15 protein-coding genes, 1 riboswitch and 1 other annotated feature are annotated in these 16,232 nt (G+C 35.9%); of the genes, 6 read left to right on the top strand and 9 right to left on the bottom strand.

Annotation, left to right across the window (positions count from 1 at the left end; translation table 11 throughout):
• Positions 1–2: 2 nt before the first annotated feature.
• Positions 3–1,160: an ABC transporter permease gene (locus tag SM124_RS18205; protein ID WP_322447952.1), complete on the bottom strand. Its 1,158-nt coding sequence runs from the start codon at positions 1,158–1,160 to the stop codon at positions 3–5.
• Complete coding sequence (locus SM124_RS18200) at positions 1,150–1,902, bottom strand: ABC transporter ATP-binding protein (protein WP_322447951.1); 753 nt, start codon at positions 1,900–1,902, stop codon at positions 1,150–1,152. Before SM124_RS18200 ends, SM124_RS18205 begins: the two co-directional genes overlap by 11 nt.
• A gap of 180 nt (positions 1,903–2,082) precedes the next feature.
• On the opposite strand from SM124_RS18200, the gene SM124_RS18195 reads away from it, so the two are divergent.
• Both SM124_RS18195 and SM124_RS18190 read left to right on the top strand, forming a co-directional pair.
• Positions 2,083–2,781 (top strand): LytR/AlgR family response regulator transcription factor, encoded by a 699-nt coding sequence (locus SM124_RS18195; protein WP_322447950.1) that lies wholly within the window; start codon positions 2,083–2,085, stop codon positions 2,779–2,781.
• Between the two features lie 14 nt (positions 2,782–2,795).
• Positions 2,796–3,773 (top strand): sensor histidine kinase, encoded by a 978-nt coding sequence (locus SM124_RS18190; protein WP_322447949.1) that lies wholly within the window; start codon positions 2,796–2,798, stop codon positions 3,771–3,773.
• A 535-nt stretch (positions 3,774–4,308) separates the two neighbouring features.
• Here SM124_RS18190 and SM124_RS18185 read toward each other — a convergent pair.
• Positions 4,309–5,553, bottom strand: a complete 1,245-nt coding sequence (locus SM124_RS18185; protein WP_322447948.1) for a helix-turn-helix domain-containing protein — start codon at positions 5,551–5,553, stop codon at positions 4,309–4,311.
• Between the two features lie 230 nt (positions 5,554–5,783).
• Between SM124_RS18185 and SM124_RS18180 the strand changes: the two genes are divergently transcribed.
• A complete protein-coding gene (locus SM124_RS18180; protein WP_322447947.1) occupies positions 5,784–6,149 on the top strand; it encodes a hypothetical protein in 366 nt (121 codons plus the stop codon).
• Entirely contained in the window at positions 6,149–7,714 is a 1,566-nt protein-coding gene (locus SM124_RS18175) for a sodium/solute symporter (RefSeq protein WP_322447946.1), read from the top strand. Before SM124_RS18180 ends, SM124_RS18175 begins: the two co-directional genes overlap by 1 nt.
• Before the next feature lie 73 nt (positions 7,715–7,787).
• Here SM124_RS18175 and SM124_RS18170 read toward each other — a convergent pair whose 3' ends face one another.
• The 3 genes from SM124_RS18170 to SM124_RS18160 all read right to left on the bottom strand — a co-directional run bounded on the left by SM124_RS18170 (position 7,788) and on the right by SM124_RS18160 (position 10,884).
• Complete coding sequence (locus SM124_RS18170; protein ID WP_322447945.1) at positions 7,788–8,831, bottom strand: sensor histidine kinase; 1,044 nt, start codon at positions 8,829–8,831, stop codon at positions 7,788–7,790.
• 62 nt (positions 8,832–8,893) lie between these two features.
• Complete coding sequence (locus tag SM124_RS18165) at positions 8,894–9,202, bottom strand: hypothetical protein (protein WP_322447944.1); 309 nt, start codon at positions 9,200–9,202, stop codon at positions 8,894–8,896.
• A gap of 224 nt (positions 9,203–9,426) precedes the next feature.
• Entirely contained in the window at positions 9,427–10,884 is a 1,458-nt protein-coding gene (locus SM124_RS18160; RefSeq protein ID WP_407691422.1) for a protein adenylyltransferase SelO, read from the bottom strand.
• Between the two features lie 228 nt (positions 10,885–11,112).
• On the opposite strand from SM124_RS18160, the gene SM124_RS18155 reads away from it, so the two are divergent.
• Positions 11,113–11,418: a hypothetical protein gene (locus tag SM124_RS18155; protein WP_322447943.1), complete on the top strand. Its 306-nt coding sequence runs from the start codon at positions 11,113–11,115 to the stop codon at positions 11,416–11,418.
• A 119-nt stretch (positions 11,419–11,537) separates the two neighbouring features.
• Here SM124_RS18155 and SM124_RS18150 read toward each other — a convergent pair whose 3' ends face one another.
• The 3 genes from SM124_RS18150 to SM124_RS18140 all read right to left on the bottom strand — a co-directional run bounded on the left by SM124_RS18150 (position 11,538) and on the right by SM124_RS18140 (position 15,155).
• Positions 11,538–12,737: a SpoIIE family protein phosphatase gene (locus SM124_RS18150; protein ID WP_322447942.1), complete on the bottom strand. Its 1,200-nt coding sequence runs from the start codon at positions 12,735–12,737 to the stop codon at positions 11,538–11,540.
• On the bottom strand, positions 12,738–13,565 hold the full coding sequence (locus tag SM124_RS18145; protein ID WP_322447941.1) for an alpha/beta fold hydrolase: 828 nt from the start codon (positions 13,563–13,565) through the stop codon (positions 12,738–12,740).
• A 294-nt stretch (positions 13,566–13,859) separates the two neighbouring features.
• Positions 13,860–15,155, bottom strand: a complete 1,296-nt coding sequence (locus SM124_RS18140; RefSeq protein ID WP_322447940.1) for an NCS2 family permease — start codon at positions 15,153–15,155, stop codon at positions 13,860–13,862.
• Positions 15,156–15,240: 85 nt separating this feature from the next.
• A riboswitch (purine riboswitch) is annotated at positions 15,241–15,342 on the bottom strand.
• A gap of 163 nt (positions 15,343–15,505) precedes the next feature.
• On the opposite strand from SM124_RS18140, the gene SM124_RS18135 reads away from it, so the two are divergent.
• Entirely contained in the window at positions 15,506–15,799 is a 294-nt protein-coding gene (locus tag SM124_RS18135; protein WP_322447939.1) for a hypothetical protein, read from the top strand.
• A 138-nt stretch (positions 15,800–15,937) separates the two neighbouring features.
• Positions 15,938–16,182: a binding site (T-box leader), on the top strand.
• Positions 16,183–16,232: the final 50 nt, after the last annotated feature.

Below are 16,232 nucleotides of genomic sequence, written 5' to 3'. Positions count from 1 at the left end.
ACTTAATTCATTACCCACTTATCCTTCAAGAATAAAATCCTTCCAATCACGAATACAATCAGCATACAAATTAAATTACTACCAATTGCAATAAGAATATGCTCGTAGTTTATTACCCCAAACAATAATTCCTTTAATAGACTGAATAGATTTAGAATCGGAATAGCAAAGTGACTGAATGATAACTCGTTGATTCCTGTGCTGGCAATAATCATAACAGGGAACATCGCCACCATCATAATAGGAGTACTATAACTTTGTGATTCTTTTACTGTTTTACCTATTATGCTCGTTAACATTAATAACGAAGCAATAAACATGGCATAAACAATCGAAATGAGAACAGCTAAACCAATTATTAAGTAAGTTTGATCACCAAATGACACGGCCTTTTTTAAATGTTCCGTTAAATATTGAATTTCGAAGGCGACTACCACTAGAGTAACCATTCCCGTAATAGCTCCAATTGTCGTAATGGTCAGCCATTTAGAGAAAAGTAAGGTGCTTCGATTGACTGGTGTCATTAATAATGCTTCCATTGTCTTCTTCTCTTTTTCCCCAGCAAATAAGTCCGAAGCAGCTGGGCCGGCACCAACACTAATGGCTAATGCTAGAATCATCGGGACTAACATAGCAATTAGACCAATATTAGGATTTTCCTCAGAAACCTCTTTCTGATTAATGGTAAAAGGCTGGATTAAGTCAGGGTTTGTTCCTTCCTTTTGTAACCTCTCAGAAATAATGTTTTTCTCTAAAATAGCAAGAGCATTCGTAACAAAGTTCATTAAATTAGCTGAATTTTGACTAAAGGAATCACCAATGATTGTAACAGATGCTTTTCCACCATCCTCAATAGTATTAATAAAATCCGTATCTAGTACAAGGGCGGCTTGAGCTTCCCCTTCTTTAAATGCTTCCTCAGGATCAGATACCTTGACTAACTCAATATTGTTAAAGCCAGAAAAAATGTTTACTTCCTCTTTAGTCAGAGATTTATCTACCGCCAGTTTATAAATTTCTCCTTCTCCATCCGAAACGTTTTTTTCATAGAAAAGTATTAATCCAGTCATCATTATAATAGGTAGGAACACTGTTAATAATAATGTTCTACGATCACGAAAACAGTCTTTCATTTCCTTCATATAGATATTAAGAAGCATAAGTTTCACTCCCCCTTACAAGTTTACTCATGAAAATATAATTAAGGTCTCGACTACCTTCCTCTTTATACAGTGCTTCAAGGTTACCTTGATAAACAAGCTCTCCCTTATGCATCATAGCTACGGAGTCACATAGCATTGAAACTTCCTCCATAATGTGACTGGAAAAAATAATCGTTTTCCCTTCTCGTTTCAGCTGATGAACAAGCTGGCGGAATACATTGGAAGAGGTAATATCTAGTCCTGTTGTCGGCTCATCGAATAGTATGATCTCAGGGTTATGAATGATAGCCCGAGCAATGGCTACTTTCTGACGCATCCCTTTTGAGAAGCCCCCCACTTTTCTGTTTAAGTAATCCCTCATCCCAAACATCTTTGCCAATTCATCTATTCTCACTTTTGTTTCGTGTTTACTTAATCCATAAAGAGTAGCAAAATACTCTAAGTTTTCACGGGCTGTTAAACGGTCATACAATCCTGTTTCCCCTCCAAACAAAACACCGATTCTTTTCTTCACTTGATCAGGATTTTTAACCGTGTCGTATCCCGCTACCAATACATTTCCATCTGTTGGTGTCAAAAGTGTAGCAATGGTTCGTAGTAGTGTCGTTTTTCCCGCGCCATTTTCACCAAGTAAACCGACTACTTGACCTTCTCTAACAGAGAATGAAACGTGCTTAAGGGCCGTTATCGATATTTTTTTATCTTGAAATCGCTTCGTTAGTTCGTGAATTTCTATCATTTTTTCCCCACCTCAACTTAATGTTGTTTCTTGGTTTAATCATACAAACAATTTCAAGGAGAATCTGCACTTATGTCGCGAATATTCCATTTAATGTCGTGAAAAGGTCAAATTTAACCAAATAGATGGTAAAATAGGATAAGGTCACCAAGATATGTTTTGAAAATGAGGCGATTATTTATGAAGGTTGGACTTGTGGATGATCGATTTATAGACTTGGATAAATTAAACGGAATCATTTCAGGTATTCCGGATATAGAGATTGTTTTTTCTACATTGTCAGCTGAAGAAGCTTATGAGCATATAAAAAAAGAAGAGATTGACTTATTAATTGCAGACATTGAAATGCCCAATTTATCTGGATACGAACTTGCAGATATCATTCACTCTCACGCTTTAAATATTGCAGTCATATTTGTTACAGGAAACAGTGGCTATGCCGTTCATGCATTTGAACTAAATGTTCATGACTATATTATGAAACCCTATCCTAAAGAACGTTTAATTAAATCCATAGAGAGATTTAAAGAAAAAACAAAGTCTACTGAAATTGCAGGTAGGCTTTACTTAAAACAAAAAAATGACATCCATATTATTCAAAAGAAAGATATTGTATTTATTGAACGCTCTGGTAGGTCTACAACCATTTATACGAAGTCAGGACCGATTAAAACCTATCAAACGCTTAGTGAATTAGAAGGAGAATTAAGAGAAAGAGATTTTATCCGTTCCCATCGATCATTTATTATCAACATTCATCACGTTAAGAACTTCTCGCTCTATGCAAAAAATTCTTATATTGTCACCTTTGAAGGAATGGATGAACAAGCGATGATTACGAAGGAAAAAGTTGAGTTTCTTCAACATAATTATTTTTAAAAGGGGAGAAAAACTTGAAGCAAGCTCTTACATATTGGGGAATGATAACAGCACTTGGAATAATACACCTCCAATCTTTGCTTACCCTACTCCCATGGAAAATTCCTATCTACTTAACTAGTATTCTAGTAATAGCAATTAACTACTACTTTTATAAAAGGATTCTACTTCAAATTTCAAGCCTTGGATTAAAGAGGAATAGTTTAATTTTTATATTGCAGTTAATCCTTTTACTCTTTTATATTTCAGATCCTTCTTATTTATATATATTATTTAATTTATTCTTTATTGGATTTGAATGGATCCGTCTAGATTTAGGTAGACGACTAGGTTCATATACTTCCCAGCTAAAGCAATTTGAAGAGCAGATTGTGCATTTTAACGAAACATTCCTAATTGTACGAAGTGAACGTCATGATTTTTTAAAACATATTTCCGCACTCCACTTTCTCTTAGAGGAAGGAAAAGATAAAGAAGCCAAAGTTTATTTGGATGACTTGGTTGAAAGCTATGAGGAAACGAACTTATCCATAAAAGGGGAATCTGGAATTGTTGCGGGAATGTTAAATCAAATGTATAGGCGTGCCAAAGCTTCTAACATTTCTGTTGTTTATGATTTGGATTTACCTATATCAACTTTGCCTTTCACTAACAAGGAATTTGTTGGATTTCTGGGGAATCTGCTTTTAAATAGTATTGAAGCTTGTGAGGAATGGCAAAATCATCATAAAAAACAAGGCTTAATCACACTACAATTTTACAAAAGAGGCGGTTTATACTTACTAACAATAACGAATCAATGTCTGCCCATATCGTCAGAAGTACTTGATCACTTGTTTGAACAATATGGATTAACAACGAAATCTGACGGTCATGAAGGACTAGGCACAAAGCAAATTCATGATATTGTTAAACGTTATCAAGGTTTCATAGACTTTGTTTATAAAGACGAAGAATTCACTATTAAAATAAAAATACCTGCTATTCGTTAAAGGCTATTCCTACATCAATTAGACTAAACTGGCATATTTACAGAAAAAGGGACTTCTATTTTGAAGTCCCTTTTCCATTAATCAAACGTTTGATTAACCTATTAAATACTAATTATTAAAAAATAACAAACATCAACATGAACCCCAATATCCAAAGCATTGGGATCAAATTAATAATTATTGCAGCCTTTCTCCTCCGTACGCGAAGAATCCAGGCTAAAATCGCGCAAATGATCACTGCTAAAGGAAATACAGTTATTACTGAAACAAAAGTAATATTGGCTATATGAAACCCAGCATCAAAACTCATAAAAGACAAACCCCAAATCACATACCATGGTAATAAACATAAAGCATAAATAAATTGGCTTACAATCAAAAATACCTTCATATACTTCCCCTCTCGGAACTCTTATCCACTAATACAATATATGTATATTTTACTATATAATGCTTCGTTCCAATTGTATAGGGAGCTTGTTTACAATGGTCCTCAATAATCTCAAGTCTCTATAAATCTTGCATAGTAACAAACTTAAACAAAAACAATCTCCTCTGTCGCTCGATATTCCCTTGGGGACAAACCAACATACTTCTTAAAGGTACCACTAAAATAGTTCGGTGTATTGAAGCCTAACTCCTCAGCAATCCATTCAATTGTGTGATTGGTATGGCGCAAGAGCCACACAGCACGCTGCATACGGACAAAGGTGACGTACTCCACAAAATTCCGACCTGTTTCCTGTTTAAAAATACGACTGAAGTAAGGAACGCTAAGGTTAATTTGATCTGCTACTCGTTTAATGGATAGATCCTCCGTACAATAACGTGCAATGTAGTCTGTACATTTCTTGATTTGCACGTCCGTTGTAATCTCTTCAAAATAACGTAGCGATATTCTATCATAAGGAGAGGTACGCCTAGCCTTACATGCTTCTTTATATGAATGATGTAATAGAAGTGGTTCCCGATAGATCGAACCTACCCCTATATATAGGTAAATTCCATATTCTTTTTCCAACGCTTGAATAGTATCAAGCATTTTATCCTCTCCTGCTTTCCAGTACCTTAAGGATACGTATTCATTAGGCACTTGAATCAACATGATTAAATGTTTTCGATAAGGGAGGAAAGATAATTGATGCCCTTGAAATCGTTTTCTAAGAAAATCTTGAATGATGGAAGAGGCATGCCAGCCTTCCTTCTCTCTTCTTGTAGGATTATTAACAAACCCTTGAATAAAACAAACCACATTAGGCACCGCTTTTCCTGGAAGAAAAGATCGTGATTCTATTAACTCTTCTTCCGTTGTTACATCCCCTGACATTAATCTACGTAAAAATGCTTCTTGAAAAGGTTGAGTGTTGCGGTCTGTAGGTTGTTCATGATGAATCTGCTTAAAAAGTTCATCCTCTTCCATTAATCTATCACTAACATTGGTAAGCTCTTGAATCGCTCTTTTTATTGTACGAAGAAAAATATGTTTTTTTACCGATTTCACTAACAAATGGTTTAGTTTAAACTCAACAGCTAATGGTGACGTATATAGTAGAGTTGGATCAAGTAGTGGAATTATCCTACATTCTTTATTCTTTTTACGAAATCTATGTATTTTTACCCAGTCGAGCCATTTGCTAACTTCAACAACCGCAATATGTACATGAAGATGATTCAATTCTGTTTCTACTATTACACAATCTTCTTTAAATTCTTCTGTAATCCATTGTGCCAATGTTTCATACTCTATTCGGTCTTCTACTGCTAGACTAATTGAATACATCTCTTTTCCCTCCTGACTCCCTTTGATGTGGTAAATTACAAAGTTATCCTTATACAAATTATAGAATAAAAATTAGATAATATTAAATATTTGTATTTTTCTGATATTTTATTGTAAGGTAAACGCTACCATTTTGGCGTACAATCAATTTTATAATAATTTTGGCCGTGCTTAAGGAGGGAAATAGGAAGCGGCTATAGTCATAACACTTTAAAGGGGGAAGTATTCATATGGCTGGGGAGTATACTGAGTACGATTATGTAGAGGCAGGTACAATAGACGTTAGTGAACTCGAACCACTTGATCCAGAAACAAGAAGGATTATGAAAGGTGAATTTGGTACTGGAATTAAACTTACGGTCTTTTATTATATTTTTATTCTCTCTATTCCTATACTAAATTGGTTTGCAAGTGAATTTATGTTTTCCCGTATGTGGGGCGGTATGACATACAGTTGGTTTTTCACCAGTGTTGTAGCGATGGCAATGGCCTTCATTATTGCCTATATTCATACTAGTCTTTATGAGAAACGTTTACAAAAGAACCACGACTCAGGCCAATCAACTACCTCTTCTGAAGAAAGGAGAATCATGTAATGGCCACTTTACTTGAACCTAAATTTCTTTTAACCTGTATCCTTATGGGAACAATCGTATATATTACCTATCTAACCAAAAGAAATGCAACAGCTTCTGATTACTTTGTTGGCGGAAGAAGCTTCGGATGGTTTACAAATGGTTCAGCCATCGGAGGAGATTATTTAAGTGCTGCTACCTTCCTTGGTATTGCTGGTCTAACTTATCAGCTTGGTTACGATGGCGCTTACTATGCATTCTGTTTCTCTATTGGTCTTACACTTCTAGCTATATTTGTGGCAGGGCCACTTCGCCGATTTGGTGCTTATACTGTAGCTGACTTTTTAGCTTACCGCTTTCACAGTAAACGTGCACGTCTAGCAGCAGTTGCGGTCGTTTTAGCCATTTCCGGCTTCTATGCAGCTCCTCAATTACTAGGTGCCGCGCAAATTTTAAGTATGTTCTTTGGAACAAGTTATGAATTTGGGATCATCTTTACTTGTTCTGTTATGATTTTCTATGTTGGTGTAGGTGGAATGAAAGGTACTACTCTTAACCAAGCACTTGAGTTATGGATTCGTCTTGGAGCTTTCTTACTTATGGTAGGAGCAGCGATCTACGGCGGACTTCACTATCAAGAAATTTTAGCAGCTATCAATGAATTCAAAGGTAGTATCACTGGCACGGCAGACTTCACTGCTGACGGAAAAGATATTCCGTTCGACGGCTCTATTTGGACTGGTACAGGAAACTACTTCCCATCTTTCTGGCAAACAATCTCTATGACAATCGGACTTTCACTTGGAACTATTGGTCTTCCTCACATCTTGCTTCGCTTCTATACTAATCCAAGTGCAAAAGCTGCTCGTAAATCTGCTCTTATGGCTATCGGTATTGCAAGTGTGTTCTTCTTCTTCGCCGTTTATCTTGGAGTAGTTGGACGTTCTATCTTCTTAAGCGGTGATGCAGATCCAGCAGTAATGAAAGATTTAATTGCTGGTGGTAATAACATGGTTATTCCATCTACTGCACAAGCTCTTGGTGGAGAATGGTTACTTGGACTAGTTATAGCTGGTGCATTCGCAGCAGTATTCTCAAACCTTTCTGGATTATTCATTGCAAGTTCTGGTGCACTAGCACATGATTTATATGCTTCTTTCTTCCGTAAAAACATTACTGAAAAAGAACGCGTAATTGCAGGGAAAGTTTCTATCATCTTCCTTGGAATTTTATACGGTGCCCTAGGTCTTATGGTAAAAGAAGCTTCTATCGGACACTTAGTTGCACTAGCATTCACTGTAGCAGCAAGTACGTTTACTCCAGTATTTATCTTAGGTATTTGGTGGAGAGGTATGACAGAAAAAGGAGCAATTGCAGGTCTTGTTATCGGACTTCTAGCTTCTATGTACATGATTTTCTTCAAAACAACTTTACCTGAGTTCTTACAGTTTAATGTACCAGGCTTAATTACAGTACCAATCGGATTCTTATCTGTATACATTGTATCTAAACTTGACCGCAAAGTTCCTTCTGACGTAAATGAGTTTATGAAGAAGGTTCACTCTAAAGAGTCAGAGGCGGCATAATTGGTAAGAAAAGTGTAACAGAATGATTAAAGGGAGAACACTTCAGCGTGTTCTCCCTTTTTGGCGCATATTTTTATAAATCAATTAGATCATTCTGCGGTAATTCTATCCGAAAATGAGTGCCATTTATTGAGCTGTTCATGATCTTAATATCCCCTCTATGCTCAAACAATATCTTTTTCACAAAAGGGAGACCCATACCCATTCCGGAACCTTTCGTTGATACAAAAGGATCAAAAATGTTTTGCCAGTCACTTACGGGAATCCCATGTCCCGTATCCTTTATATGGACAAAGAGACTTTCCTTTTCGATATCCGTTTCAATTGAAATCTCCCGACTTTGAGCTTCGGCACTATTTTTAATTAAATTGATAAACACTTGCTGTATATAGGATCGATTCACATACGCTAGCAAGATTGGATATTTGGTAGAAAATACAATATTTAGATTATCTTGGTTAACCAAGGTTTTGGAAAAATCAATTGAATCCTGAATAATCTGATTCAAATTTTCCTTTTTAAACCCGATGCTTGAAGATTTAATATATTCTTTATAGTTATTGGTCAACTCTTCCATCTGATTTACAGCTTTATGGATATACTCTACTTTTTCTCTATCAGACTGATTCATGGTTGTTGAACTGTTTAACAATTGGTTAAACCCTTTAATTACCTGAGTGTTATTATGAACCTCATGAACTAAGCTTCCAACCAAATTACCGGTAAAATCCAATTTCTTTTGTCTCTCGGATAGTTCCTTATACTTCAGAGTAATATGGAGATTCATTTTTAAGAAAGAAGTAGTAATCATAACTGAAAATAGGACAACTGCTAGACTACTTAAGATTGCTCCTGTACCCGGAAAGAAATTTATAAATCCTGAGATTAAGAAAAGGATGGAATAAAGAGCAAAATTCCTAAAAAAATCTTTTGTATACTTATTTTGGGTTGTCTTTGATAATAGAAAAATGACAATTAAGCAAAATAATAAACTCGCAATATGGAGTGTATAAATTAAGTTAAATGGTCCATACACAGGGAAATAGTAAGATGTTTCAGCCCAATCAATATATTTAATGCTAATCCCCTTTATACCAATTTCAGTCCAGTTGATCATATAAATAATCGTGGTCCAAATCAATAAAAGGAAAAGATTGATTTTAGTGAAAACTTTAGAGACTATTTTAGAAATATACTTTTTTCTGAAATCAATGGATTATTCTTAATAATTGTATAGGTTAGTAAGAATACAACTAGAACTGAATAAGTTGGAGCAAATCTTAAAAGTTTAAAAATGAATAAAATCCATTTTTCATCCATTAACTCTTTAAAATATAATATCCCTATCATGACTTGCCATAAACCGATTAAAACCATGTAAATGAAAAGGGCGGTTGACAGCTCTGACCCTTTGAACATTTTGCTAGTACTTGCAGCTAAAACCATGGGAATAATCCCAATAGTACAAATTAGTATTCCTATTATCATTAAGATGTTCACTCCACCGATTTCTAAAGTTCTCTATAAGATTAATGCAATTTGTCCACTATGTAAAACGTATATTTCCACTAACAACAAGGACTATTTTACTACAAACCTTGACATTTATACATAGAAAAAAAGCCAAGCATAATCTTGGCTTTAAGTTAACGAATTATTTATCAAGATTTAAAAATGCTACCTTGTTTAAGATAGCATTCTAACTGTTTAATTTACGTCCCACAAAAAGTTTGGTAAGGCTGATTCTTCTCGGTAGGTAATGTGCAATAAGCCGCTTGTTCTGGAGAATAAGAATAAGGATCTGATAAAACTTTTAAAAGCCTTTTCATTACTTCAAAGTCTCCTTGGACTGCTGCTTCCAATGCTTCTTCCACGCGATGATTTCGAGGAATAACTCCTGGATTATGTCTTTTCATTAGCTGTTGAGAAGATTCTTTAGACTCTTGCTGTCTACCAAGCCTTGCATACCACTTCTCTTGCCACTGTTTGAAGTCTGATGTTTCAAACCATTCCATTCCTTCATATCTGTTCAATGTTAGCGCACGGAATGTATTCGTAAAATCTGCTTTGTTTTTGTGCATCATATCAAGAAGGTTTTCAATTAGAGATTGATCTTCTTTTTCTTCATTAAATAAACCTAGTTTTGCCCTCATGCCTACAAGCCAATTGGACTTAAATAAATCCGGGTACTTCGAAATTTGTTCTTGTGCTATATCTACAGCTTTATCCTGGTCCTCATGAAGCAAAGGTAATATAGATTCTGCAAAGCGCGCAAGGTTCCATCCACCAATCGGAGGTTGATTTCCATATGCATAACGCCCCTGTACATCGATTGAGCTGAATACCGTTTCCGGGTTATACTCATCCATGAAAGCGCACGGACCATAATCAATCGTTTCACCGCTAATAGTCATGTTATCTGTATTCATAACACCGTGGATAAACCCAACGAGTTGCCACTTGGAAATGAGTAAGGCTTGGCGTTTAATGACTTCCTTAAGCAAGGATAAATATCGGTGTTCGGCAGAATGAATGTCAGGGTAATGACGTTGTATAGCGTAATCAGCTAGTGCTTTTAGCTCTTCAACCGAACCCCAATTTGCTGCGTATTGGAAGGTTCCAACACGAAGATGGCTAGCCGCCACACGAGTTAAGATGGCTCCTGGTAATATGGTCTCCCGGTAAACTTTCTCTCCTGTCGATACCACAGCTAAGCTACGTGTAGTGGGAATGCCTAGCGCGTGCATCGCTTCACTAATAATATATTCTCTCAACATAGGTCCAAGAGCTGCTCGCCCATCTCCTCGCCTTGAGTAAGGAGTTTGACCAGGTCCCTTTAACTGAATATCAACTCGCTCACCTTTAGGTGTTATCTGCTCCCCAATTAAAATTGCCCTTCCGTCTCCTAATTTAGTAAAGTGCCCAAATTGATGTCCAGCATAGGCTTGGGCAAGTGGAGAGGCACCTTCAGGTAACTCATTTCCTGCAAACATAGCAACTGCTTCATCACTTATTAGCTCGTTTGCCTGCAACCCAAGTGATGTCGCCAACTGCTCATTAAGTATAATTAACTCTGGTGATTGAACAGGAGTTGGTTCTACATTAGTAAAAAATATTTCTGGTAAGCGATTGTAACTATTGTCAAAATTCCACCCGGCTTTTGTCATCATATCCCCCTTTTCATTCGTTTTCTATGTAATATTTCTGTTAAACAGTGTTAGTTTCTACTGATGTCAATTGATTATACCATTTCTACTTTCGACCAACTTAATAACACTGCTCCTATTGAATCAATGAATTTATTTAAACATAGTTGCATCTTTTATGTTTCCGTTTAAAATAAATACATAAATCAAAACTGTAAAATTGCATTAGATATGTTGAAAGGATCGGATTACATGATTAGTAAAGCAGATGTAATAGAAAGATTAGGCTCTATGATAGGAAAAGAACTGACAAGCCAGAACCTTCATGAAGCATTGTTCTGTGAAGCAAAACATAAAAAAATTCTACGTCGTTTTAGCTTTGGTACACACACATATGTTCAATATAAAGTTCAAATAGATAAAGACACACAAAAGCCGGCAGCTGTCGACATCACCATACCCGGTAATCCAAACACATTTAGAGTCGGCCTTGTAGAAGAAAACGGTCAATTAATCATCAACTCAGAACCAAGAATCAATTTTTCATACTTAAGCTAACGGGACACAGGGACATTGTCCCTTTTTCTTTAGTTTATATTGATTATTTACTAGAAAATTACTTATACTAAAAAAACTGCCCCTCCATTCATAACGGGACAGTTGTCTAGATATATACATCATTTGATATCTACTAATATAAAACATTGATCATCAATGTTTTCTATGTGTTTTTCTTCACATTTTAATGCTTTTATGATAAGTTTTCGCACATCCTCCACTGATTTCGAGCGACTTTCTTGTAAAATCTCCTTTAGTACTTTTAACTCCACTGTATCTGTTACACCATCTGTATATAGAAATAGCCTACCGCCCTTCTTATAGGAAAAGACATGCTTCTCAAACTCCATTCCTTCTAACAAGCCAAGGGGTGTGGTAGTAGAACGGAATTCCAGCATTTCTCCTTCTTGATCTAGCCAGATAGCGGAGGGGTGCCCGGCATTGATATATTCAATTTCTTCCTTTTCTGTATCTATCATCATATAAATGACCGTACAGTAGTGTGAGATTAGGTTGTCATTTTGAAATAATAGAAGTAAATGCTCATCTAGCTCATGCATTACAACATCAACAGGCACTCCTACAGAAATTAATTTTTGAAAGATTGACTGGAGGGACATAGTGACCAGTGCAGACGAAATACCATGACCCATTACATCTAAAATGATGACACCGTACCGATGCTTATCAATCTGGTATAGTCCATATATGTCTCCAGAAAGTTCTGTAGATGATTTATAGAAAGATGTAAAATTAATATGTTCATTTCTTAAAGGAGTGGGCAAAGACTTTTCCTGTATATTCTTTGCTAATTTTAGTTCCTTTGAAAGTCTATCTTGGTATTCCTGATTTTTAAAATTTAATTCTACTAATTCTTTCTGCTTAGCCTCAAGTGTGTGAAGGACCTTTCTCAATTCATCATTCGCCTTGTCTTTTGCATCCAAGGCTTCTTCTGCCATCTTTTTTGATTTAAGGATTTCTATCTCATATTCATTTCGCTTATACATCGGTATAAAAACACAGTCATTAATATTTTCTCTTCTAGTTGCATTGAGTAGAACTGGTATCTCATTTCCTTCCCTTGTTAGAAGGGATAAATACATTTCCTCTACTTTCTTTTCCAGTTTAATTAAAGGAAAGAAGTAGAATTGGTAGAAAGCCTTTGCTGGAACTGCTAAAACCGTATTAATATTTTTCCCCTTTAACTCCTTAAGCTCATATCCTAGTATGTTTAATAAGGTCTGATTGATAGCAAGTATGACTCCCTCATCATCTACTGATAGAAAGCCACAAGGTGCATGATTTAGTATAGAATCCATTTAGTCCGCACCAGTAGGTATGGTCTTATTGTTCAAGAATTGTCGGATATGACTAATCGTTTCGTCTGGATGGCTTAAATGAGGGCAGTGACCGGTTGCTTTCATGAGTGTGAATATACTATTATGCAGCTGCTGATGCACGTACTGCCCAACTTCATAGGAAGCAATAACATCTTGAGAGCACTGTAAAATGAGCGATGGTACAGAAACTTTTGAAAGGTCGCCTCTATTATCAGCAAAAAAGGTAGCTAGAGCAAATTGGCGAGCAATAATAGGATCAGTTGAACAGAAGCTCTCTTCTAGCTCTTCCGTTAGTTCTGGACGGTCTGAGTTATTCATAACCGTAGGAGCAAAAAACTTTGCCCAACCGATATAATTTCTTTCCATCATATCAATTAACCCTAATAATTCCTCCCGAGTGAAGCCCCCAATATAATTAGGTGGATCATTTAAATAACAAGGAGACGGTCCAACGAGTATTAAACGTTCAAAACGTTCCGGCTCTACTATAGAAGCAAGTGCTCCTATCATGCTTCCTACGGAGTGCCCCACAAAAATGACATCCTTTAAGTCTAGTGCTTCACAAATATCTATTACATCCTGTGCATAACCTGACAGATCTTTATATCTATTCGAGTCATAGGCTTGTATATCTGATTTTCCAGAACCAACATAATCAAACAGGATTACTTGATAATCTTCCTCAAAATCCTTTGCAACTGATCTCCACATCGTTTGATCACAGCCAAATCCATTCGCGAATAATATTGGCTGTTTGCCGTTCCCACTAATTTTTACATTATTTCGATAGATAATATTTTGAGTCATAGTAGGCTAATTCCCCTTTTTGTTGGTTCACAGTTGATTTTGTAATGAGTTCTTGTACCACTTGATGAAATATGATTTAACTATATATGAAAAACTATTAAAGTTGAGGAATTATAAGATATTGAAAAACAGGGACTGCTTAATGATAATAGTTCCCATTATGATTATATGCTTTATAAACAAACAAATGTAGTATTATATTTTTGTATTTGTCTATTTTTAATAAGCTACCTTATTTATCTACAAAAAGCCTATCTCATTCCATTGACGAGATAGGCTTTTTTAAACTTCTTCCTAAATAACAAAAACAAAATACCCGACAAATGAAAAACAAAGAACATACATGATTGGGTGTACTTCTCTACTCTTCTTCATGGCAATCATACTAATTGGGTATAATATAAAACCTAGGGCAATTCCAGTTGCTACACTAAAAGTTAATGGCATCATAATAATAGTGACAAAACTAGGGATGACTATATCGAAATTGCTCCAATTAATTCGACTAATTTCAGTTGCCATTAAGGCTCCAACAATAATGAGTGCTGGTGCTGTCACTTCCGGTGTAACAATGGCTAGTACAGGTGAGAAAAATAAAGAAATGGCAAAGCAAGCTGAAATGACGATGGATGTAAATCCTGTCCTTCCCCCCACCGCAATTCCTGCAGAAGATTCAACAAAGGAAGCGGTTGTAGACGTTCCTAAAACCGACCCTGCTACTGCTGACATCGAGTCTGCCAGGAGTGCTTTCCCTGCATTTGGAATTTCGTTATTTTTCATTAAACCAGCCTGACTAGCTACAGCTATTAGTGCACCTGCTGTATCGAAAAAGGCTACAAATAAAAAGGTAAAGATAACCGCTAATAGTTTAGGAGTAAAGATATCATCCAAATGGCTAAAAACTACCCCAAACGTAGGCTCCAAGCTTGGAATTTTTCCTACAATGGCTTTAGGTGTGTCAATAATTCCAAAAATGATACCAATGATGGTTGATACCACCATACCATAGAAGATACCGCCCTTTATTCCTTTATTTAATAGAATAATAGTAATGATAAATCCAGCTACAGCAAGCAATGTCGGGGCAGACTTTAAATTTCCAATCGATACAAAAGTTGCCTCATTCGAAATAACGATTCCGGCGTTTTTTAAACCGATAAATGCAACGAAAAATCCTATCCCTGCTGCAATTGCATGCTTTAAATCCTGTGGGATCACGTTAATAATCTTTTCCCTGATTTTAAGTAAACTTAAAATCATGAATAATACACCAGAAATAAATACCCCGGCTAATGCTGTTTCCCAAGGGATATTCATACCGATACATACCGTAAAGGTGAAAAAGGCATTAATCCCCATGCTTGGTGCAATTCCAATTGGGTAATTTGCAAGAAGTCCTATCAATAAGGAACCAATAATGGCTGACAAGGCCGTTGCTGTAAATACCGCTTCCTTGTCCATCCCCGTTTGACTTAGAATAATTGGGTTTACAACTAGAATATAAGCCATTGATAAAAACGTTGTGATTCCTGCAATGCTTTCCTGTTTATACGTTGTATTTCGTTCGGAAAATTGAAAGAAATTTTTCATGTTTGAGTTCCTCCGAATCTATTTGAATGCAAAAGATCCCCCGGTATCTACCGGAGGATCTACAAAGGGTAAAAAAGGCTAAAAAAGCCCCTTCTATTCCCCCTGTAGACAAGCCATTTACGGCAGCTTGGTAGAAACGTTCAAGCCATATTCTTGAACATATACAAGGTAATATTTTATTAAAATAATAAAGAGAATATTAACAAGGATGACGCATAGAGTCAATGGTAAAAGATATTTTCAGTTTATTAAGTTTTTGGACACAGTTTATACAAATATTTAAGTTTTCTGAAACCTATACACTACCTAAAGAGTATATATAGATACCAAATAAAAGGAGGTCTGATTATATGTATGTAGCTGAAATGATTGGATATGTTCTTGGGTTTATCGTTATCATAACTATAGGTTATTTCCTAATAATTCTTTTACCTTTACAGATTTTCAGACAAACTAAAAATATGAAGAAATGGATTAGGATTAGACTATCTCCGGAACAGAAACAGGTTAGAAAAAATGGTAAACTTCCTAGAAGGAATAAAAGGTCCCATCATTCTCCTGATTATAGTTCTTCTTGGTGGAGTGGTTCTTCTGATTCAAGCTTTGATGGTGGTGGCGACTGTGGTGGTGGCGGAGGAGACTAAAAAATTTCTCCATATATTTCCAACTCCTTGTTTATGAACTCTCAAAAACAGAAAACGTTTTCATTTAATTCTAAAAAATATAAATAATCAAAATATATTGACATAATATTTTCATGATGTTAAATTGTTAATCATATTAGAAAATCAATGACGAGAAGAGTAGACTAAGAGTCTTGTTCTAAAGAGAATCGGTAATGGTGAGAGCCGGTGTTCAAGTCTTATTTGAAAATCATCTCTGAGGTGCAAAGCTGAAAATAGTAAGCTTTGCCGGGTTTCCGCCGTTACAAGGATCACGTATGATGGTACGTTGACTGAGTGCCGTAGTTAAATTTTAATTTACTGCGGAATTAGGGTGGTAACGCGAGTTCAAGCTCGTCCCTTTTTATAGGGACGGGCTTTTTTGTTTTTCTAAAATAGAATACTGGAGTGATAA

The sequence above is a fragment of the Robertmurraya mangrovi genome, assembly GCF_034427655.1.
Classification (GTDB): Bacteria; Bacillota; Bacilli; order Bacillales; family Cytobacillaceae; genus Robertmurraya_A; species Robertmurraya_A mangrovi.
This window is presented reverse-complemented; position numbering and strand designations above follow the sequence as displayed.

Bases quoted from the DNA above. Each gene is read 5' to 3' on its own strand.
- SM124_RS18170 (WP_322447945.1), bottom strand. From the start codon at position 8,831: ATGATCAACTGGACTGAAATTGGTATAAAGGGGATTAGCATTAAATAT.
- SM124_RS18155 (WP_322447943.1), top strand. From the start codon at position 11,113: ATGATTAGTAAAGCAGATGTAATAGAAAGATTAGGCTCTATGATAGGA.
- SM124_RS18180 (WP_322447947.1), top strand. From the start codon at position 5,784: ATGGCTGGGGAGTATACTGAGTACGATTATGTAGAGGCAGGTACAATA.
- SM124_RS18145 (WP_322447941.1), bottom strand. From the start codon at position 13,565: ATGACTCAAAATATTATCTATCGAAATAATGTAAAAATTAGTGGGAAC.
- SM124_RS18150 (WP_322447942.1), bottom strand. From the start codon at position 12,737: ATGGATTCTATACTAAATCATGCACCTTGTGGCTTTCTATCAGTAGAT.
- SM124_RS18205 (WP_322447952.1), bottom strand. From the start codon at position 1,160: ATGCTTCTTAATATCTATATGAAGGAAATGAAAGACTGTTTTCGTGAT.
- SM124_RS18135 (WP_322447939.1), top strand. From the start codon at position 15,506: ATGTATGTAGCTGAAATGATTGGATATGTTCTTGGGTTTATCGTTATC.
- SM124_RS18195 (WP_322447950.1), top strand. From the start codon at position 2,083: ATGAAGGTTGGACTTGTGGATGATCGATTTATAGACTTGGATAAATTA.
- SM124_RS18200 (WP_322447951.1), bottom strand. From the start codon at position 1,902: ATGATAGAAATTCACGAACTAACGAAGCGATTTCAAGATAAAAAAATA.
- SM124_RS18185 (WP_322447948.1), bottom strand. From the start codon at position 5,553: ATGTATTCAATTAGTCTAGCAGTAGAAGACCGAATAGAGTATGAAACA.
- SM124_RS18160 (WP_407691422.1), bottom strand. From the start codon at position 10,884: ATGATGACAAAAGCCGGGTGGAATTTTGACAATAGTTACAATCGCTTA.
- SM124_RS18175 (WP_322447946.1), top strand. From the start codon at position 6,149: ATGGCCACTTTACTTGAACCTAAATTTCTTTTAACCTGTATCCTTATG.
- SM124_RS18140 (WP_322447940.1), bottom strand. From the start codon at position 15,155: ATGAAAAATTTCTTTCAATTTTCCGAACGAAATACAACGTATAAACAG.
- SM124_RS18165 (WP_322447944.1), bottom strand. From the start codon at position 9,202: ATGATAATAGGAATACTAATTTGTACTATTGGGATTATTCCCATGGTT.